Here is a 20,470-nt window from a genome sequence, read left to right as displayed (position 1 = left end):
AGCCTACCGCAATCGGATGCGATCCGAAACGCCGCCATCGCAGGCCGTGAGAAAACGTCGCGAGCGAAGGTCAGAAAGGCAAAAGCAGGCGAAAAAGCGCAGTTTACGGGCGCTGTAAATGAGCAGTTTGACTGAGCTCGCAACCAAGCCTGTGTTCAACGCAGCATGACCGAGCGCAGTAGCTTTCACACAACCTGATCAGGCGGCGTGTACGTCGGTTGTCTTGGCTGCTGCAGGTTGCGCATCCAGGTATTGCTGCAGCTGGGCGGTTTCCTGGGCGGTGAAGGAAAGACCGAGCTTGGTGCGGCGCCAGAGAATGTCGTCTGCACGGGTCGCCCACTCCTGACGGCGCAGATAATCCACCTCCAGAGCATGCAGGTCCTGACCCAGCGGCTCACCCAGTTCGGCGACGGAGCGGACGTCACCCAGCATGCGCCAGATGCGATTGCCGTAAAGGCTCGCCCAACGCCGAGCCAGGGTGACATCGATGCCCTTGATCTTCGCCAGCAGTTCTTCGGTCAATACGTCCGGCGAGCCCATCCCCTCGCCACCGGGCAAGCTGGCGTTTGCCGTCCAGCGCTCGCCCATGTTCGGGAAGAATGGCGTGAGCTGCGCCATCGCCGACTCGGCCAGTTTGCGGTAGGTGGTGAGCTTGCCACCGAACACCGAAAGCAGGGGGGCCTGCTTCAGCTCAGCGGATAAGGACAAGGTGTAGTCGCGGGTAACTGCCGAGGGGTTATCAGACTCGTCGTCACAAAGTGGCCGTACACCCGCGAAGGTATGCAGGATGTCCTTGGGCTCAAGTTGCCGCCGGAAATGGCTGTTGGCCACGCCGAGCAGATAGACGATCTCTTCGTCGCTGATGCTGACTTGCGCCGGGTCGCCGTGATATTCGCGATCCGTCGTGCCGATCATGGTGTAGCGACCCAGGTAAGGGATAGCGAAGACGATGCGCCGATCCTCGTTCTGCATAATGAAGGCCTGCTCGCCTTCGTACAGCTTGGGCACGATGATGTGGCTGCCCTGAATCAGGCGGATGCCATACGGCGGGCGCTGCTGCAAGTTCTCACCGATAAACTGAGCGACCCAGGGCCCGGCGGCGTTAACCAGCGCCTTGGCGCGCAGGGAAAACCGGGTGCCGTCTTCGTGCTGCAGCTCGACGTGCCAGATACCGCCGGCGCGTTTGGCACTCAGGCACTGGGTGCGGGTATGGATGTGCGCGCCTTTCTCGCGGGCAGCCATGGCGTTGAGCACCACCAATCGCGCGTCGTCGACCCAGCAATCGGAGTATTCGAAACCGCGCTTGATCGCTGGCTTCAACGGGCTGTCGTCACCGAAGCGCAGGCTGCGCGAAGCCGGGAGTTTTTTCCGCTTGCCGAGGTTGTCATACAGGAACAGGCCGGCGCGAATCATCCAGGCGGGGCGCAGATGAGGGCGATGGGGCAGCACGAAACGCATCGGTTTGACGATATGTGGCGCCTTGGCGAGCAGCACCTCGCGCTCGGCCAAGGCTTCGCGCACCAGGCGGAACTCGTAGTGTTCGAGATAGCGCAGGCCGCCGTGAATCAATTTGCTGCTGGCCGAAGAGGTATGGCTGGCTAGATCGTCACGCTCGCACAGGAACACCGAAAGACCGCGACCAGCCGCATCCGCCGCGATACCCACACCATTGATGCCTCCGCCGATGACGGCGATGTCGTAGAGCTCGGAGACGGTCTCAGTCACGGATTTCTCCTCAAGAACGAACATTTATTTTCGAATGTGAACATCTTAGCGCACGAGCGAATGTCTCTCTAGCGATGATGTTCATTTTTTATATCAAAAGAAAATAAACGAACCGATATGAACTGCAAATTGTGCTGAGCAGCTCTGTGGGATACGCCCTGGCATTAGGGGGAAAGGTAAAAGCGGTTTGTGACATTCGGTTGGTGCTCGCTTGCTCGGCATTGCACCGAGCAAGCGGCTGGTCGAGATCAGCCAGTACGTTCTTTAGAAGCCAGGGGGGACGCCTAGGCCTTGCTGGCGATCGTCATCGCACCGTGCGGTGCTGGATCGCGAGCAAGCTCGCTCCTACGAAAGGCGGACCGCGATGTGCGGCGATCGAAGGAGGGCGGACCGCGATGTGCGGCTCATACACCCGAATTCCGTGCAATCACCAGATTTCAATCGGTGACTTCGAGTCTCACTTTGTGCCGAGTCAGTAATTCAATGAAGGCCTCCGGTGGCCGGGCTTCGGTAAACAGCATATCAATCTGCTCCAGCGAGCCGAGTCGGGTCATGGCGCTGCGGCCGAACTTGCTCGAATCCGCGGCGAGAAAGATCTTTCGCGCATTGCTGATGATGGCCTGGGAGACGCGCACTTCCTGGTAGTCGAAATCCAGCAGGGTGCCGTCTTCGTCGATGCCGCTGATGCCGATCAGGGCGAAATCCACCTTGAATTGGCTGATGAAGTCGGCCGTCGCCTGACCCACCACGCCCCCATCACTGCGCACGTTGCCGCCAGCGATCAGTACGTCGAAGTCTTCCTTGGGGCTGAGAATGCTCGCCACGTGCAGGTTGTTGGTGATGACTTTGAGGTCACGGTGATTGAGCAGGGCGTGCGCGATGGCTTCGGTGGTGGTGCCGATGTTGATGAACAGCGACGCCTGATCGGGAATGTGCGCGGCCATGGCATCAGCGATGCGGCGCTTCTCGTCGCGCATCTGTCGGGCGCGCTGGGTGTAGGCGGTGTTCTGTACGCTGGAATCGTGGGCGGCGCCACCGTGGTAACGGCGCAGCAGGCCGGCTTCGCCGAGTTGATTGATGTCTCGGCGGATGGTCTGAGGCGTCACCGTGAACTGTTGCGCCAGCTCTTCGATGCTGACGTAGCCGCGTTCGCGCACCAACTCGAGAATGCTCTGCTGTCGTGGGGCCAGACTCATGGAGGCTTCCTTGTTATCGATATGCCGGGAAGCATGCCGCAGTCTGGTCCGTGATTAAAGAATTGTTCGTTTGCGAATCGAGCGCCCGGCGAAATCGAATCCGGGCCGGGCGCCAATGGTGCGTGGCAGCTTGGGGCTGAGCTTATTCTTCTTCCCAGTCCCGGGTGCGACTTACCGCCTTCTTCCAACCTTTATAGAGCGCTTCGCGTTGTTCGCTATCGCAGGCCGGTTCGAAGATGCGTTCGATGGTGGCCTTGCTGCGCAATTCGTCCAGGCTGCTCCAGAAGCCGGTCGCCAAACCTGCCAGGTAGGCTGCGCCGAGGGCGGTGGTTTCCTTCATCTGCGGGCGTTCCACCTGCGTACCGAGCAGGTCGGCCTGGAATTGCATGAGGAAGTTGTTCGCCACCGCGCCGCCGTCCACGCGCAGCGAACGCAGGCGCTCGCCGGCGTCCTGCTGCATGGCATCGAGCACGTCGCGGGTCTGGTAGGCGATGGATTCCAGTGCCGCGCGGATAATGTGGTCGACCTTCACACCGCGGGTCAGGCCGAACAGGGCGCCGCGGGCGCGAGGGTCCCAATAGGGCGCGCCAAGGCCGGTGAATGCCGGCACAAGATACACGCCGTTGCTGTCCTTGACCTTGGTGGCGAAGTATTCGGAATCCAGCGAATCGTTGATTACCTTCAGCTCATCGCGCAGCCACTGCACGGTGGAACCGCCATTGAATATCGCGCCTTCCAGCGCGTAGTTGACCTCGCCCTTGGGCCCGCAGGCGATGGTGGTGAGCAGGCCATGCTGGGACTGCACCGCCTTGGTCCCGGTGTTCATCAACAAGAAACAGCCGGTGCCGTAGGTGTTCTTGGCCTGGCCCGGCTCGACGCACATCTGCCCGAACAGCGCGGCCTGCTGATCGCCGGCGATGCCAGCAATGGGGATGCCGGTGCTCTGGCCCGAGCCGAGGTAGGCATGGCCATAGATTTCGGAAGACGAACGTACCTCCGGCAACATCTCACGTGGGATATCAAGCGCTTCCAGCATGACCGGGTCCCAGTCCAGCGTGTGGATGTCGTAGAGCATGGTGCGCGACGCGTTGGTGTAATCGGTGACGTGGGCCTTGCCCTGGGTCATCTTCCAGATCAGCCAGCAATCGACCGTGCCGAACAGCAGCTCGCCACGGCGCGCGCGCTCGCGGCTGCCCTCTACGTGGTCGAGAATCCACTTGATCTTTGTACCGGAGAAGTAGGGGTCGATGACCAGGCCGGTGGTCCTGCGAATGTGCGCTTCCATGCCGTTACGCTTGAGCTGATCGCAGATCGGCGTGCTCTGGCGGCTCTGCCAAACGATGGCGTTGTAAATCGGGCGGCCGGTGACCTTGTCCCAGACGATCGTCGTTTCGCGCTGGTTGGTGATGCCGATCGCTGCGACCTGTTCGTTGGTGATGCCGGCCTGCGCCAGTGCTTCGACGAACACACCGCTTTGGGTGGCCCAGATCTCCATTGGGTCGTGCTCCACCCAGCTGGGCTGCGGGTAGATCTGCGCGAATTCGCGCTGAGCGATGGTCACCACGTTGGCGTTGCGGTCCAGTACGATGGCCCGGGAGCTGGTGGTGCCCTGATCGAGCGCGACGATGAATTGCTTGTTGTTCTGATTGCTCATGGTGTCGATTCCTTAACGAGCTTCTTGGGCGGTGACATCGGGCTTGGTGTAGCGCTCGGCCTTGCTGTCAGCCTCGAGATCTTCTGCGCAGGCGCCGGAGCCGAGGCCCGGCAGGTGCTTGCAGATCAATGCCTTGTAGCCGGCCGCACCGATGCAGGCGCCAAGCACCGGGGCGATCAGCGGGACCAGGAAGTAGGGGATGTCCCGCCCGCCGCTAAAGGCCACCTCGCCCCAGCCGGCGAAGAACGTCATCAGCTTCGGGCCGAAATCCCGCGCCGGGTTCATCGCAAAGCCGGTCAGCGGACCCATCGCGCCGCCAATCACGGCAATCAACAAACCGATCAGCAAGGGCGCCAGCGGGCCGCGGGGCAGGCCGTTACCGTCATCGGTCAGCGCCATGATCATCCCCAGCAGAATAGCGGTAATCACCACTTCCACCAGAAACGCCTGGCTGACGGACAGCGACGCGTGAGGGTAGGTGGAGAACACTGACGCCAGCTCGAGGCTTGCTAGCGTGCCGCGAGTCATTTGTTGCGCCTGTTCGAAATCGAAAAACAGACTGCTGTAAAGTCCGTAAACCAACGCGGCGGCACAGAAGGCCCCGGCGGTCTGCGACAGGATGTAGGCGGGCACTTTGTTGCGCTCGAACGTCCCAAATAGCCAGAGCGCGATGGATACCGCAGGATTCAGGTGGGCACCCGAGACACCGGCGGCAAGGTACACCCCCATGCTGACTCCAATTCCCCAAATAATGCTTATTTCCCAAAGACCTAGCTCGGCACCACCCAGCTTGAGCGCGGCCACGCAGCCGGTACCGAAGAAGATAAGCAGAGCCGTGCCGAGGAATTCGGCAATGCATTGCCCCCGGAGTGTCGGGGTGGAGGGGTTACTCATGCGCAGGACCTCTTGAAGACTGTTGTTTTTATAATCCGAATACTGCGAGGGTTCGGAAATGTTCGGAATCGAAAACTTAGGATCAAAGTAGATCGCTGTCAAAGTAAAAATATGAACATTTCGCTGGTAAAGGACGAACGGCCAGCCGAAGTGACGGCCTAACGTAAGGCCCTTCTTGGGAGGACCGTAATTTACGGCGCCTGTAAGAGGGCTGGATTTCGTTCAAGTTCGTTTTCTGGCAGGAAGGCGGCACGGCTACTGGTGAAAGGGCAGGCCGCTGCGCTGCATGCCTCGCGCCGCCGCATCACGACGCTTCGCTCAGGGCCGCAATCGCGACAGCGTGGCCGGGTCGGCTTCGCCATCGAAGAAAGCGTCCAGCACCTGCCGGAAGACCGGCTGGTCGGGCGCCGCAGCGGCGAAGAGGGTCATGCTTGAGCGCAGCTTGAGGTCGTCCGGCGAGCCCAGTATCTGTCTGGCCGAGCGCTCTATATGTAGCAGCATCGCCTGGGCACATTCATGCAGCCGTGGCCCCAGTACGTCGTGGCCGAGGTAGGCGCGCGCCTCGTTCAGGTCGGAAATCGCGTAGCGCCGAGCCATTTCGCTGCTGCCCAGCCCGGCGATCTGGGGAAAGATGAACCACATCCAGTGGCTTTGCTTCTGGCCAGCGCGCAGCTCTCCCAGTACACGGTGATACACAGGCGCCTGGGCCTCGACGAATCGCTGGAGTTCATCTCGATCGCTCATGGTGCCTCCGGGCGCTGGTTCGGGATGTTTTCTTGAGAGCGGCCAGGCGGCGCATTGATTCCCCGGCTCGTGTGCTCTGGCCTTTGATGTCAGGTTGTTTTCGGCGGCTTCGCCTTGGAGTGAGGTTGGCGCGTTGGTTGGCGGTCAAGCTTTTTCGCCGCGGGGCGCGCCTCCCACTGGACGGTGCAGGTCTGCTCGTCTGTGCAAGAGCCCAGCCCTGGGCAGCTCACACAGGTTGGTGCGGGCCTGCTCGATCTGTATGTGAGACTTGCCCTCGGGGCGAAGCTCTTTGGCGGTGGGTGCAGGTCTGCTCGTCTGTGCAAGAGCCCAGCCCCTGGGCAGCTCACACAGGTGGGTGCGGGCCTGCTCGATCTGTCTGGGAGGCCCGCACCGAGGCGAAGCTTTTGGGGTTCTCCGGCGACGGATCAGCGCCGCTCTTGTGTCGCGCCGTTCAGCCGGCGCTGTCCAGGCCGCCGAGACGCGCGGCGGCGATGTAGAACAGCTCTCCGCCACGCACCGGGGTGTCGTTTGCCGGGTTAATCGACGGCTGGGTCTGGCCGTCAGCGCGGTAGCCGATCAGCGTCGCGTTGTGCGTGTCCTTCAGCTGCTTGTACAGCGCGCCAATGGTGCTTTCGAAGCTATCGGGCAATTGCAGGCGGTACTGCGTCGCGCCACGGCCTACGCTGAGCAGCTCGTTGATGATCACTGACGAGCCCGGATCCTGCGAGGATCGCACCAGCATTTCGATGGCCATGCTCGACGTGCACTCCAGCTTCGGGGCGTAAGTACGGGCGAGTTGCGCGGTTTCGCTGCTGCTGAAATGTGCCACCACATGGCCGATCGGCTCGAGCTGGTTAATGGTCAGCACCACTGCCAGGGTCAGATCGTCCGAGCCGGTGCGCACCAATGTCCGCTCCGCCCCTTGTACGCCCGCGCGCTGCAGCAGTGCTGAGGAGGAGAGGCTCTCGCCGCGAATGAACTCGGCCTTTCCCGGCATCGGGTTTTCCTCCAGCACGGTGTCGCAGATCACGATCAGGTGATCGTTGGAGGTCTCGTCTTCGTGCAGCAGCTCGACGACGCGCTCGCTGATCGCGCCTTCCCAGCCCACCACGACGGTATGGCCCGTGCAGGTGGCGAACGTCCCTTTGCCTTTCATGCCTTTCCTCCAGAGTTCGATTGCGGAATTGGTGGTTTTGCCGATCACTGCGGTGAGCAGAGCGATGCCACCGATCATCAACCAGGTGGAGACGAAAATGCGGCCGCCGGCCGTTTGCGGCGAGAAGTCGCCATAGCCGACGGTCAACGCAGTGGTGAAATAGAAATAGATGAAGGTCCGCAGCTCGGTGAGGGCTGTCTCATCGAATAGCCGTAGGCCGAGGTATGACACACCGGCATGGACGCACAGTGCCAGCAACAGACCGACCCAGCCGAATCTTCGGCTGAACGCGGCCAGTTGCTGGCGCAGCTGAAGCATGATCGACATTGGCCCTTCTCCTTGGCAGGCGAGTGAAACGTGACGGTAACGATGCGGGTATCCGATCGCCGTGAGCCCGCCGCATCCTAAAGTCCTCTGCGCCCGCTGGCCAGCCCGGCAGACCCGTGCCGAGTCGCCAAGCGCGTTATACGCGGCTTCAGGCGGGCTCGTCAGTCAGCCTTTTGCGCTCATCGCTGATCGCGGAAACAGCTCTGGCACAGCCGGAACTGCCGACTCAACACTGGCATTGCCTTGCCGCACTGTTGGCAGTGGCGTGTTTCGCCCGACAGGCGGCGCCGGTCGCTGCCGCGCGGCTTCTTGCGGCGCGACAGTTCACGGGTGATGGCCTCGTTAAGCAGGCTGCGGTGTTGTTCGGCCTGCTCCAGCGACGGGAAATGCGCGGGCAAGGTACGCGCCAGATGCAGGTAGGTCTCGATGATGTGCAGCGAACCTTCCAGCGTGGCCAGATCGGCATCGATCATCAATCGGGGCAGATCCACGACTTTGTCTTGCGCGACCTTCTTCAACCATTGCTGGGTGAAGATGGCCGCCGGGCTGTCGAGACCGCCACGGATCGGTGTGCAGGCGAAGACCCAGCGCAGCGGCAAGTCGATGGTGGGGTCGTCGATCAGCTTGATCCACTCGGCCAGCTCGTCCGGCAGCACCGAGATGAACTCGTCGCCGTAGTTGATGTTGCGATTGAAGGTCAGCCAGGCGCGCAACAAGCTGGGTTCGCCCATCAGTTCGGCGATGGCCTGCAGGTGTTCGATGGAGGGCCGCACCTGGAACTGCGACAGGTCCACCGGCAAGTCCTCGCTGTGGAACAGACGCTTGATCGACTGCAGCGTCTGCGCATCGAGCGCGGTGATGGTGCCGCTGTCATGGTGGCCGAAACGGCCGGCACGTCCACCGATCTGCTTGACCTCCTGGACCCTGAGCTGGCGATTCTGAATGCCGTCGTACTTTTCGTCGGTGTAGAAACACAGGGTATGCGCCGGCAGGTTGAGGCCCATGCCAACGGCGTCGGTGGCCACCATGATGTCCGCCTCGCCTTCGCGAAAGCGCCGCGCCTGTTCGCGACGTACTTCCGGAGACAGCGCACCGTAGACCACCGAGACGCTCTTGCCGGTCATCTCCAGCATCGCCTTCAGCTCTAGTACCGTCTTGCGGCTGAAGGCGACCAGCATCGAGCCTTCGTCGAGCTGCTTGAGGCTGGTCGAGCGTCGCGCCACCTCGACCGGTGACAGGCGCTTGGTGCGCTTGACCACCAGCTCGTCCTCACAGAGCTCGCACAGCGTCGTCAGCGATGGCCGGATCAGTTCCGGGCCGGTCATGATCAGATCGCGGGTGTAGGCGCTGACCAGTGCGTCGACCCACGCCCAGCCTCGTTGCGAGTCGGCCATCATCTGCACTTCGTCGATCACCACCACATCCCAGGGCTGATGGCGGAAACGCGCGAACTCCTCTACCGTGCAGCAGTAATGAGTCGCTCCCTCGCGGATGATTTCTTCCTCGCCGGTGACCAGCGAGCAGGGTACGCCCATGGACTCGATGCGCTCCTGGTTCTCCAATGCCATCAGGCGTAGTGGTGACAGGTAGATCGCGTGCTCGACGCCCGTCATCGCCTCGATCGCCTGGTGGGTCTTGCCGCTGTTGGTGGGGCCGAGCAGCGCCGTCCAGGTGCGGGTGATGCGTCGCGCCGCGTAGAGTTTGTGGTAATGCACGAAGCGCGGGTTGTTTTCCAGCAGCACCGCGAAGGCCATCTTTTCCTTATGGTCCTGGCGGGCGAAGCGGATGGTGCGCCGAAGTTTTTTCGGCTCCATCATGAAGATCTCGGTCAGGCGCTTTTCGCCCAGCACCTGCAGGTCGAAGTCGCCGGCTTCCTCGACCATCATCTCGAATTTGGCGTTCATCGCTTGACGGTCGTCTGCCTTCAGCTCGGCCACGTCCTGTTCGCTCAGCACATGGCCTTGACCGCCCGGAATGCGCCGCTGCATGTCGAGCGCAATATCGCCGTGGCGCAGCTCCACCACGTAGCGCAACTCGTGCTTCACCTCGTTGACGATATCGACGGCCTTGGCGGCGAAGTCGTCGAGCCGGGAAAGCTTCGGTGGCAGCCGCTGCAGGCATCGTTCCTTCTGTTCGTCCGTCATGCTGACGAAAGGGCGTTCCAGTACGTGCAGGCGATCTCTCACCAACGTCTCGATGGCGTCGCGAACATGCGCCTCGAACGCATCGGTCGAGGCGCTATCGCCGATGCGCAGGGCGAAGTCAGGCTCGAGCAAATGTTGAACCGGGCCGCAGTCGAAGGTTTTTTCGACCCCGAAGACATCAACGTTGCAGCTGTAGTCGTTCAGGTCACGGTTGAGCAGCCGGCCAATCAGGCTTTCGGGATCGACACGCTCGAGCCTGGCGTTAACGGTCGGTGCATCCAGCCCCAGCCAGAATAGCCGAGCGGCGCGGCCAATCTCGGGCGGCTGATGGCCGATGTAGGTGCTGAACCAGTTTTCCTGATGGTTCTTCTTCGGCACAAAATCCGGATGGCGCTCCGTGGCCCAATCGAGGAAACGTTGCAACCGCTCCAGCTTGCGAGCGTGACGATGTTTGATTTCAGCCTTGCGCATGATCGACGCCTCTCTGATCAGTTCTGCTGCCCATTATGGACAACCTGATAGCGAGTTCCGATCGTGACCGCCACGATTGGGCCGACAGAGCGCCGCGCCGCTACATTGATGCTTGATGGCTGAACGTCTCAGGTGCCCCAGGGTCGCAAAAAAGATACGTCCCCTGGAACTCGCCTGCGGAGAAACGCCAATGAAGCGATCCAGTAACGCCGCTCAACGCCTTCGCACTGTCTCTCCAGCTATTGAACAGTCAGGACACCCTGCGGGCCGATTCAGACGGTTCGGGATCGCCGCATTGCTCGGGGCGATGGTGCTGGCCGGCGGCTGCGGTGACGATACCGTTTCGACGAGCGAGGCGAAGTCCGCTGCCGGTGACCAGAGCACTGCGGCGGCGGATAGCGCTGGGTCGAGTGGCAGCGAGCGGCGGGTAAAACCCGAACTGGAGCATCCCAGTGAGCACCTGCGAGTCACCCAGTATCCTGGCACCCTGGCCGATGCCGAGCTTTCCCGCTGGCGTGACGAGACGCCCGATATAGAAGACATCCAAATCCCATCCAGCGCCGACGACAGCGAGCAGGCCGCGCTGTTCTACGACTCGGAGTCGGACGAGAAAAAGCCGCTGCTGCTGGTTCTGCACAGCTGGAGCACCGACTACCTGCAAAACATCGATATCCCGCTTGGTCAGTTCGCCATCGCTAACGACTGGGTGTTCATGCATCCGAATTTCCGTGGCCAGAACGATGGTCGTCCTGATTCGACCGCCTCGGACCTGGCGATCTCCGACATGGAGGACGCCCTCCGCTACGCGCGCGAGAACGCCGAGATCGACGAGTCGCGGATCTACCTGCTCGGGTATTCGGGCGGGGCAATGAACGCTTTGCATCTGGCGAGCCGTCATCCGGATGTATTTGCTGGCGTTTCGGCCTGGGTGCCGGTCTATGACCTGGTTACCTGGCATCAATGGAACGAGGCGCGCGGCGAGAAATACGCTGGCGAGATCGCACAGGCCTGCGGCGGCGAGCCGAGCGAAGGCTCCAGTGCGTTTGATGAATGCCGCAAGCGTAGTCCCAGCACCCACGTGCCGGATGTAGCGGGCGAAATCCGGGTGTTGATTGCTCATGGCATCGGCGACACCACGGTCCCGCCGGAGCAGGCGCTGCGAGCCTTCAACGATCTGGCAGACGAAAAGGATCGCATCCCGCAGGAGCAGATCGACCAGCTCATGGAGACCCGCCAGGTCCCCGATGCCTTGCGTGAGCGCTCGGCTCAGAATAACGATGAATTTCCACATTTCGCCGAGGCAGACGCCGATGTGCTGCTGCATTTGAAGTCCGGTCCTGCCGAGCTGGTGCTGTTCGAAGGCGAGCACGACATGCTCTACCGACCGGGGCTGGAATGGCTGGCGCGGCAGCGTCGCTGATGCGGTATTCGAATCGGAACGAGGGTTTTTGCTAGCTATGCGTTGTTGCCATCGAAACGTGAATCGGCTCGTCTTGCAGGCGTGGGCCGCCTGCGGGATTCTCGCAACCTTTCCCGCCACAACGGACGCGGCAGGCAGAGACTGGTCCAGCGTGACCGGGCCGCTACCCGGCGAGCCACGAATCATCGGCGAGCATGGCGCGGCGTGTCTCGTCGGCGCGGTGCAGCTGCCGCCCGAGGGGGTGGGCTATCAGGCCGTGGACCTGCAGCGCAATCGCCATTACGGCCACCCGGATCTCGTCGACTACATCGAGGGGCTGGGACGTCGGCTTGAGGAAGCCAGCATCGGTCCTATGCTGGTCGGCGATATGGCGCAGCCGCGCGGAGGGCCGATGTCCTATGGGCACGTGAGTCATCAGAGCGGGCTGGACGTGGACATCTGGTTCCGTCTGGATCTGCCGACGCTTGAGCGCAGCGAGCGCGAAGGCATCGAACAGCCGATTCTGGTCGACGAAGCGACCGGCGAGCTCGACAGCACGAGATGGACCAGCCAGCAGGCTGAGCTGATCCGTATGGCCGCGCAGGATCCGCGCGTGGCGCGGATATTCGTTGATGGCGCGGTCAAACGCGATCTTTGCGAGCGTGAATGGGACGACCGCTCCTGGCTGCAACGCATTCGCCCCTGGCCTTTCCATGACGAGCATTTGCACGTGCGCTTGCGCTGCCCAGTGGGTTCCACCGAATGCGTTGATCAGCCGGCACCGCCGCCAGGCGAGGGTTGCAAGGCGATTCTCCCCACGCCGCGCCCTGAGGCTATGGCTAGCCCACAACGTCGACTTCCTGCCGCTTGTGCCGCCGTGTTTGCTCAGTAAGGCGGCCGGCACACCGGTTTTCACTTACGGCGAAGCGCCTGGACCGCTGCCCCTAGAAAGGCATAGGTTTCCTGCTCGTGGCTGTCCATCTCGGGCTCAGGCCAGGTGCTCCAGACCACGGCCGTTACGTTTTCCTTGCGGTTGACGTAGAGAAATTGTCCAAAGATGCCCTGGGCTTCGAAGGCCCCGTCATGGTTCGGCAATGCCTGCGCGCCCACGGGAAAGGTCCACCACTGATAGCCGTAACCCAGCGCGTATTCACCGTCGTAGAGTTTGCCTGGGGCAAGGTGCGAGTCGGGGTCGACGCGACTGGCCCGCTCGACCCAACCACGCGGCAGGATGCGCTCGCCGTCGATCACTCCGTCGTTGAGGATGAACTGACCGAAACGGCCGTAATCGCGCAGCGTGGCGGAAAAACCGCTGCTACCGATTTCCTGACCAGCCTTGGCATCGAGCTGCCAATAGGCGTCACGCTCCATGCCCATCCGCGCCCAGACTCGCTCGGAAAGGTAGTCGCTCGTGGTCATGTTCGTTGCGGCGCGCACGATCTCGCTCTGCAGGTGAGATTCTCCGGTGCTGTAGTTAAATGCCATGCCCGGGGCCTGTTCACGCTCCAGACCAGCCATCAGCCGGAGCAACCCGCCGGGGTTGTTCGCCAATTGCAGGTCGAACAGCTGGCGCCGGTCTGATTCAGGGTCTCGGTAGGTCTCGTTCCAGCCTGCGCCTGAGCTCATCTTCAGCAGTTGTTCGATGGTGACGCCGTCGTAGGCGCTGCCTTTCAGTTCGGGCAGGTAGCGGACGACCGGATCCTGCAGGCTGCCGATCTTGCCTTGCTGCAAGGCGGCACCGATCAGGCTGGAGGAGATCGACTTCACCACGCTGAACGACGTCCAACGAGTGGTTTCATCGTTGCCTTGACCATAGCGTTCCAGGACTACCTGGCCGTCCTTGATGATTAGAATCCCGGCAACCTGATTGCGCTGCATGAAGTCATCAGTGCTTAGCTGCTTGCCTTCGACGGTGTACTCGACATTCAGCGATACACCCTTTGGCAACGGATAAACGTGCGGGCCGCGTGCGACTTCTCGGGTAAAAAACAGCTCATCCATGTTGCGGTAGGTGCCGGCCTGGTAGGCGGGAGGCAGCTCGTAAAGATCCTGTGCGCGACCCACCAGTTCCGGCTTCGTCGGCGTGGTTTGCTGGGTGCCGCATGCGGAGATCAGTACGGAGAGCGATGCCAGGGCGAAGACCCTTTGGGCGATTCTCATAGGGCGGTTCTCTTGTGAATAAGGGAGCGCAAGCCTGCATCAGCATTATTGAAGCGGCCCGTCGTAGCGCTTGCACGCCTGTCGAGTGTAGTAACAGCGGGGCAGCGTGCATGGCTTTGCTGGCATTGGGTCTGCTGGAATCGCTGATGCGACAAGTGCCGCCTGGCAGACATGTGGACGGATTCTGATGATGCAGGGTGCATGGAAATCGACGAGCCAGCACCGAGCCGGTGGCTTGTCCGCCGCGCCGCGCAGCAGCACACCGCATCCACACGAAGCCGCCAGGGGGGCAATTTCACCGGCGACGCCAGCGCGAAAAATCTGCGCAGTTGGGTTTTTCCTCTACTGTTGCTTAGGTTCACTACTTGATTGGAGCGGGGCGATGAAGAAGCTGTGCATTCCTTTGGCGCTGGCCGGAATGGTCGGCTTTGCCGAGGCCGCCATCGTGGTCAAGCCGTTGGCCTACGAGATCGACGGCGAAGCCTTTGAAGGTCTACTGGTTTATGACGATGCGATCAGCACGCCGCGACCGGGTCTGGTGATGATGCCCAACTGGCTCGGCGTGACCGAACGTTCTGCCGAGAAAGCCGCCCGCGCGGCGGGGAAAGAGTATGTCGTGTTCATGGCGGACCTTTACGGCAAGGCCGTACGGCCATCCAATCCGGACGAAGCCAAAGCCGCAGCCACGACCTTGCGCAGTGATCGAGGCCTGATGCGCGCGCGCGGGCAGGCGGCGGTCGATGCATTCAGGGCACAGAATGAGGTGGCACTGGACACCGGCAAGATGGCAGCGATCGGCTTCTGCTTCGGCGGCGGCGCCGTGCTGGAACTGGCCCGCTCGGGCGCCGACCTGGATGCATTCGTCTCGTTTCATGGCAACCTCGACACGCCCAACCCGGACGATGCCAGCCAAATCAAGGCACCGGTGCTGGTGCTGCACGGTGCCGATGACCCGGCGGTGCCGAAGGAGCAGGTCGATGGCTTCATTGCCGAGATGCAAGCGACCGATGTCGATTGGCAAATGAACATCTATGGCAACGCCGTGCATTCGTTTACCGACCCGTACGCGAACGTGCCGGGGCGCAACGAGTACAACCCGTTGGTGGCGAAGCGCGCATTCCAATCCATGAACAACCTGCTCGATGAGGTGTTCGCATCACAGTGAGCCGCCAAACAGTGAAGCAGCTCGGCGTGTTACGGGTCGGTGCTGCCGAGCGGCTGCACGATGTGTCATCGCGGAATGATGCGGACTCGACCGGCCGTGTTGTCGCGTCGCGAAGCCCTGTCGTTTTCGGTCCGGCCCGGAATTGACCCCTCGTCCGCGCCGCGCTCCGGTGTGGCGGTGCCGTCCAGCTGGCGTTGGTCGACGCTGATGGAAGTGGCATCGGGATAGCCGGTGGTCAGGGTCTCGGTGCTGGCCGTTACTGGCGTTGCATCTGTATCGCCCCAGCTGGTGCTGCGCTCGTCGACGTCGATGGCACCGTTTCGCTCCATCACTTGCTCGACCATCGACACCAACCCCTCGTCACTCACCGTGACGGTGACCACTGTCGAGCCGCGTCGGGCCGCCTCTGGATAGCGACCGGCGTGTTTGCTCGCATCGTCGCCGAAGACCTTGTGAAAGAAGCTGCCGAGTTTTTCGGCGACGGTAGCGTCGTCATCAGGCTCCTCCCCGATCACTTCCACCCGGCTGCTGTCGACGGTGGCGGGGTTGAAGGATGCGGATAGCTGGATGGCATCGCTGGCCACACCCTTGGTCAGGAGTTCGGCCTTGACCTGCTCGGCTTCGGCGTAGCGATCAAAGGCTGCTATGAGAATCTGCGTCATGACTTCACCTTGGTTTTCGTGCAGGTCTGGCTGCGGTACAGGAACGTGGCAGTGCGGCTGTCTGCCGCGAGCTCGGGGGGTGCGTATCGCTTGGGGGCGAATATGAGCGTCCTGATTGTTGGGTCGGAGGCCGGGCTCAATGGTTCCGTAAGGTGTGGTGACCTGATGATTCAGAGCCGTCCGAGATGCCAACAACCGCGATTTCGATGGGGCAGTGCGCTCGTCACGTCAGCCATTCCACTCCAGCCGATACAGCGACGTAGTGCTCCGATCACGTTTCACGGAGTCAACACCGGCTAGCCGTGGTCGCATCAACAGGCGCGTCAGATACGACAGGTCGGCTGGCTGGCCAACTGTGACAAGCTCTCACTGGACACGGCCTTGTCGCCTGGAGCGAACCAGATCATAGATAACGAGGAGTGAAGCGATGGCGATTGAAGTGAAGGTCTGGTCGGACTTCGTCTGCCCTTTCTGCATGATCGCGGAGAAACCCCTGCTGGATGCGATCACAGCGTCGGGCGCGGAGGTGGAGCTGCAATGGATGCCGTTCGAGCTGCGTCCTTATCCCGCCGAGACCTTGCGACCCGAAGACGCTTATTTGCAATCGATTTGGCCGCAATCGGTGTATCCGGTAGCCGAGAGGCACGGTGTCACGCTCAAGTTGCCCTCCATCTCACCACAGCCGCATACCGGGCTCGCGTGGGAGGGCTATCAATTCGCGCAGGAACAGGGCAGGGGCAACGCCTACAACGATCGGGTACTCAAGGCCTTCTTTCAGGAAGACCGCGACATTGGCGACGTTGAGGTTCTGACGCAGCTGGCGACCGAGGTGGGGCTGGATCAGGCATCGTTCAGGTCGGCATTGGAGCAACGACGCTACCGGACTCAACACCAGCAGGCGCTCTTGCTTGCAGAGCGCATGGGCGTCCAGGCGGTGCCGACCATCCTGATTGGCGAGCGGCTGTTTTCCGGCGTGCAGTCGGAGCAGACGCTGCTCGAGGCGCTGCGACAGGAAGCGGAAGGCTGAGATCGCGCCCCGCTGGCAGCACCGCTCACACGCGCTGCCCCGGCTCAGCGTGCATTTCGTTGCTAGTAGCTGGCGCTTGGCTATCAAAGGGTCTTGCCCTATAGTGCCGCCCGCAATGGACGGCCATCAGATCAGCTCTGCCTCGTGAACGAGGCCGTCTGTCTTTGACTCTGCAAGGGAATGAAAATGAAAGCCAAGCAACTCCTGGCGCTGCCGCTGTTCGCCGCACTGCTCTCTGCCTGCACCGCCACAACCTCGCTGCGCTCCAGCGATCCCACACTGGCGGTAAAGATCAACGATGACGCGCCGCTGATGTTGAAAAGCCCGGTCAGCAAAACCTACAAAACCACCAGCTTCGGCCAGTACCGCTTCCGCGCCACGCAGGAAGGCATGGAGCCCATGTACGGGCTGATCCCGCTCAAGTTCAACAGCGGCTACCTGGTCGCGGACATCCTGTTTTTCGCGCCCGCCGCCTTCTACAACCTGCGTGAGGTCTATCCGTTCTACGAGTTCGATGTGGCCGAGGGCGTGGTGCGCTACAAGAAGAACGAGCAGGACCAGTGGATCAGCTACATACCAACCGCTGCTGAAGTGGCGCGCGCGCGAGCCTACTTCAACCAGTAATTACGGCCCCACAAACTGACTGCTACACCACAGCGCCTCGAAAAGCCTCGTTCCGGGGCGCTGTTGCGGGGCGCAGCTGCCATTGGTCGCCAGCCATCTCCGGCACCTGACAGGGTCCTGCCGCAGGCGTAGAATCCGCGCCGCTCAGACCTTCCGCCTGAAACACATCCTCTGTTTTTTGAACGATCCCCCGCGCTTTCGAAGTGGCGGTGCGACTGCGTTGTGGTTTTTCAGGCGGCTTGCCATCTTCCAATCGCCATTCGTTGCCGGGGTGCCATGCGGCCTCTCATTCACGAGTGCACCGCAATCAGACCTGTCTACATGAACGAATCGAACGCCCACCCTGGGAGTTGGCTCAGTGTTGTTGCACTGGCCCTTGCTGCTTTCATTTTCAACACGACCGAGTTCGTCCCGGTCGCCTTGCTCAGTGATATCGGACGCTCGTTCGATATGCGGCCATCCCAGGTCGGCCTGATGCTTACCATCTACGCCTGGGTGGTCGCGCTGATGTCGTTGCCGATGATGCTGTTGACGCGCAATGTCGAGCGTCGCACGCTGCTGATGTTCGTCTTCGTGGTGTTTATTTGTAGTCATCTGGTGTCGAGCATGGCCTCGAGCTTCGGCATGCTGATGCTCAGCCGGATCGGCATCGCGCTGGCGCACGCGGTGTTCTGGTCGATAACCGCATCGTTGGCCGTCCGTGTCGCCCCTGAAGGCAAGCAGGCTCAGGCGCTGGGTCTGTTGGCGACTGGCAGCGCACTGGCGATGGTGTTGGGCATTCCGCTGGGTCGCGTAGTGGGTGAAGCACTCGGCTGGCGGACGACGTTCCTGTCCATCGCTGGGATCGCAGCGTTGGTGATTGTGGTTCTGGCGCGTACCTTGCCGTTGCTGCCGAGCCAGAATTCCGGATCGCTGCGCAGCCTGCCGGTGCTGTTCAAGCGTCCGCCGCTGGTGGCCGCTTACGTGCTGACCGCGTTGGTGATCACAGCGCAGTTCACCGCTTACACCTATATCGAACCCTTCGCCCAGACCATCGCGCACCTCAGCGGCGAGATGACGACAGGGCTGCTGTTGCTCTTCGGCGGCGCGGGCATCCTTGGCTCGGTGCTCTTCAGTCGCTACAGCGGCCGCTACCCGAAGGGCTTTCTGATTGCGGCGATTTCGGTCATGGCGGCCTGTCTGCTGCTGTTGCTCCCCGCCGCACGCGACAGCTCGTTGCTAGGCGTGCTGGTGATGGTCTGGGGAATCGCCGGGATGTGCTTCGGTCTGGCGCTGCAGACAAAGGTGTTGAACCTGGGCTCCGATGCGACCGACGTCGCTATGGCCATGTTCTCTGGTATCTACAACGTCGGCATCGGTGGTGGCGCTCTGCTCGGCAGTCTGGTGACCAGTCACCTGGGGCTGGCCCATATCGGTATCGTCGGCGGGCTGCTTGCCGTTAGCGGGCTGATGTTGTGCTGCTTCGCGACCTATCGATTCGCCAGGCCAGTGGAGACGGCTGCGTTATAGGGAGATGCGAGAGTCCGAGGTGGAATCGTAAATCGCTTTCCATCTCGGTTGCTCGTCGTCGGGATTACTGGCTCGACAAAGCGCCCGACCGCGGCCACGACTTGCTGATTTAGAGAGATCCGTTAATCAACCTTCTCGAGGCGCACCGGGATCACGCCGCGTTTGGCGTCGCCGATGCGCTGAAAGGCCGACTTCGATAGGTCGATAATCCGTCCGCGCGCGTAGGGGCCGCGATCGTTGATGCGCACCACCACGCTTTTGCCGTTGCGGGTATTGGTGACTTTCACACGGGTGCCGAAGGGCAACGTGCGGTGAGCCGCCGTGAGTGACGCCTGATCGAATCGTTCGCCATTGGCGGTCAGCTTGCCCTGATGAAAGCTGCCGTAATAGGACGCCTCGCCGGATCCGATGTGTTCGGCAGGGGCTGTGGGAGGTTCCGCGGGCGGCGGCGGTTCCTGGATCGGTAGGGGCGTGGTACAGCCGGCCACAGCCAGGGCGAAGAGCACGGCGGTTATCCAGCGGGTCGGCCAGCTATGCATATCGATCCTTCTTGTGTCGGGGACGGGTTGCGATTATTTCCAACCTGACGCCCCGGCGCGAGCAAAGTTTTGCCGTCGTCATTCTCTATGCCTGGTTCTGGCTGTGCTTTCGCAAGCGCTCGGGACATGGTTTGTGTCCCGAGCGGCTCGCTGTTTCGTCACTCGCCCGGCTTGGCCAGCCACTTGTCGGCGATGCGTTGATACTCGCCGGTCGCCTTGGTCAGGTGCAGCCACTGATCGACGTAAGCCTTGAAGGCGCTATCGTCGCGCGGCAACAGGAAGGCCTTTTCGCTGTATTGCAGCGGCTTATCGGCATTCACCGCGCACAGGGTCGGGTAGTTACGTTGCTGGTACAGGGCTTCGGAGGCGTCGGTGATCATCACGTCGGCCTTGTTCTCGGCGACGGATTTGAAGATCACCGTGTTGTCGTGGAACAGCTCCAGCTGTGCCTTGGGCAACTCGCGATGAACGAAGGCCTCGTTGGTGCCGCCCGGTGGCTCGATCAGGCGCACTGACGGTTGGTTGAGCTGTTCGATGGTCTGGTACTTGTCGACCTCATCGCAACGGACGAAGGGAATCTTGCCGTCCACCGTGATCGGGTTGCTGAAGAAAGCTTTCTTCTGTCGCTCAAGGGAAATCGAGATGCCGCCCACGCCCATGTCGCAGTTGCCTGCAAGGAAGTCCGGCATTAGCGTTTTCCAGGTGGTCGGCACCCACTCGATCTTGACGTTAAGGGTTTTGGCCAGCGACTCGGCCAGTGCAATATCGATGCCTTCGTACTGCTTGTCGTCGCGCAGGAAGGTGTAGGGCTTGTAATCGCCGGTGGTGCAGACCTTAAGGGTTCCGCGCTGTTGGACGTCATCGAGCAGCGAATTCGAGGGTGCGGCGAAACTCGCGCCGCTGGCTAGCAAGACGCCGGCCGCAATCAGAGATCTCATGGGGTTTCCTTGCAAGGGCATGCCTGGGAAGGCCGCGGTTATTGTTCTGGCCCGCCAGTTGCGCGGGCACTATCGAACCTACCGGACGGCGGCCTCGACTCACAAGGTTTTTACGGAGCGGAACAGCAGTTGGTTG

The 20,470-nt window shown here is 61.6% G+C and carries 17 protein-coding genes; 6 read left to right on the top strand and 11 right to left on the bottom strand.

Annotation, left to right across the window (positions count from 1 at the left end):
* Positions 1-198: 198 nt before the first annotated feature.
* From glpD to H3028_RS09690, 7 genes are all read right to left on the bottom strand, one after another.
* Positions 199-1,749 (bottom strand): glycerol-3-phosphate dehydrogenase, encoded by a 1,551-nt coding sequence (gene glpD, locus H3028_RS09720; protein WP_181296814.1) that lies wholly within the window; start codon positions 1,747-1,749, stop codon positions 199-201.
* A gap of 413 nt (positions 1,750-2,162) precedes the next feature.
* Positions 2,163-2,921, bottom strand: coding sequence for a DeoR/GlpR family transcriptional regulator (locus tag H3028_RS09715; RefSeq protein WP_181296813.1), 759 nt, complete (start codon positions 2,919-2,921; stop codon positions 2,163-2,165).
* A 142-nt stretch (positions 2,922-3,063) separates the two neighbouring features.
* Positions 3,064-4,575, bottom strand: a complete 1,512-nt coding sequence (glpK, locus tag H3028_RS09710) for a glycerol kinase GlpK (RefSeq protein WP_181296812.1) — start codon at positions 4,573-4,575, stop codon at positions 3,064-3,066.
* A gap of 12 nt (positions 4,576-4,587) precedes the next feature.
* Entirely contained in the window at positions 4,588-5,469 is an 882-nt protein-coding gene (locus H3028_RS09705; RefSeq protein WP_181296811.1) for an MIP/aquaporin family protein, read from the bottom strand.
* Between the two features lie 318 nt (positions 5,470-5,787).
* Positions 5,788-6,213, bottom strand: coding sequence for a DUF1810 domain-containing protein (locus H3028_RS09700; RefSeq protein WP_181296810.1), 426 nt, complete (start codon positions 6,211-6,213; stop codon positions 5,788-5,790).
* 451 nt (positions 6,214-6,664) lie between these two features.
* Positions 6,665-7,696 carry an ion channel gene (locus tag H3028_RS09695; RefSeq protein WP_181296809.1) on the bottom strand — a complete coding sequence of 344 codons (1,032 nt, stop codon included), beginning with the start codon at positions 7,694-7,696 and terminating at the stop codon, positions 6,665-6,667.
* Between the two features lie 179 nt (positions 7,697-7,875).
* Positions 7,876-10,311 carry a helicase-related protein gene (locus H3028_RS09690; protein ID WP_181296808.1) on the bottom strand — a complete coding sequence of 812 codons (2,436 nt, stop codon included), beginning with the start codon at positions 10,309-10,311 and terminating at the stop codon, positions 7,876-7,878.
* Positions 10,312-10,501: 190 nt separating this feature from the next.
* Here H3028_RS09690 and H3028_RS09685 point away from each other — a divergent pair, with 190 nt between their 5' ends.
* Entirely contained in the window at positions 10,502-11,731 is a 1,230-nt protein-coding gene (locus tag H3028_RS09685; protein WP_219920048.1) for a S9 family peptidase, read from the top strand.
* A gap of 151 nt (positions 11,732-11,882) precedes the next feature.
* On the top strand, positions 11,883-12,602 hold the full coding sequence (mepA, locus tag H3028_RS09680) for a penicillin-insensitive murein endopeptidase (RefSeq protein WP_219920047.1): 720 nt from the start codon (positions 11,883-11,885) through the stop codon (positions 12,600-12,602).
* A 20-nt stretch (positions 12,603-12,622) separates the two neighbouring features.
* On the opposite strand, the gene H3028_RS09675 is transcribed toward mepA, so the two are convergent.
* A complete protein-coding gene (locus tag H3028_RS09675; protein ID WP_181296806.1) occupies positions 12,623-13,870 on the bottom strand; it encodes a serine hydrolase in 1,248 nt (415 codons plus the stop codon).
* A 382-nt stretch (positions 13,871-14,252) separates the two neighbouring features.
* On the opposite strand from H3028_RS09675, the gene H3028_RS09670 reads away from it, so the two are divergent.
* Positions 14,253-15,035 carry a dienelactone hydrolase family protein gene (locus H3028_RS09670; RefSeq protein ID WP_181296805.1) on the top strand — a complete coding sequence of 261 codons (783 nt, stop codon included), beginning with the start codon at positions 14,253-14,255 and terminating at the stop codon, positions 15,033-15,035.
* 65 nt (positions 15,036-15,100) lie between these two features.
* Here H3028_RS09670 and H3028_RS09665 read toward each other — a convergent pair whose 3' ends face one another.
* Positions 15,101-15,697, bottom strand: coding sequence for a hypothetical protein (locus H3028_RS09665; protein WP_181296804.1), 597 nt, complete (start codon positions 15,695-15,697; stop codon positions 15,101-15,103).
* Positions 15,698-16,124: 427 nt separating this feature from the next.
* On the opposite strand from H3028_RS09665, the gene H3028_RS09660 reads away from it, so the two are divergent.
* The 3 genes from H3028_RS09660 to H3028_RS09650 all read left to right on the top strand — a co-directional run bounded on the left by H3028_RS09660 (position 16,125) and on the right by H3028_RS09650 (position 18,857).
* On the top strand, positions 16,125-16,724 hold the full coding sequence (locus H3028_RS09660; protein WP_181296803.1) for a DsbA family protein: 600 nt from the start codon (positions 16,125-16,127) through the stop codon (positions 16,722-16,724).
* Between the two features lie 186 nt (positions 16,725-16,910).
* The gene (locus tag H3028_RS09655; RefSeq protein ID WP_181296802.1) at positions 16,911-17,348 is read left to right on the top strand and encodes a hypothetical protein; all 438 of its coding nucleotides are present in this window, start codon (positions 16,911-16,913) and stop codon (positions 17,346-17,348) included.
* Between the two features lie 321 nt (positions 17,349-17,669).
* The gene (locus H3028_RS09650) at positions 17,670-18,857 is read left to right on the top strand and encodes a sugar transporter (protein WP_181296801.1); all 1,188 of its coding nucleotides are present in this window, start codon (positions 17,670-17,672) and stop codon (positions 18,855-18,857) included.
* Between the two features lie 122 nt (positions 18,858-18,979).
* On the opposite strand, the gene H3028_RS09645 is transcribed toward H3028_RS09650, so the two are convergent.
* Both H3028_RS09645 and H3028_RS09640 read right to left on the bottom strand, forming a co-directional pair.
* The gene (locus tag H3028_RS09645) at positions 18,980-19,396 is read right to left on the bottom strand and encodes a septal ring lytic transglycosylase RlpA family protein (RefSeq protein WP_181296800.1); all 417 of its coding nucleotides are present in this window, start codon (positions 19,394-19,396) and stop codon (positions 18,980-18,982) included.
* Between the two features lie 158 nt (positions 19,397-19,554).
* Positions 19,555-20,334: a transporter substrate-binding domain-containing protein gene (locus H3028_RS09640; protein ID WP_181296799.1), complete on the bottom strand. Its 780-nt coding sequence runs from the start codon at positions 20,332-20,334 to the stop codon at positions 19,555-19,557.
* Positions 20,335-20,470: the final 136 nt, after the last annotated feature.

This window comes from Pseudomonas sp. Q2-TVG4-2 (genome assembly GCF_013620795.1).
In the GTDB taxonomy this organism is placed as follows: Bacteria; Pseudomonadota; Gammaproteobacteria; order Pseudomonadales; family Pseudomonadaceae; genus Stutzerimonas.
This window is presented reverse-complemented; position numbering and strand designations above follow the sequence as displayed.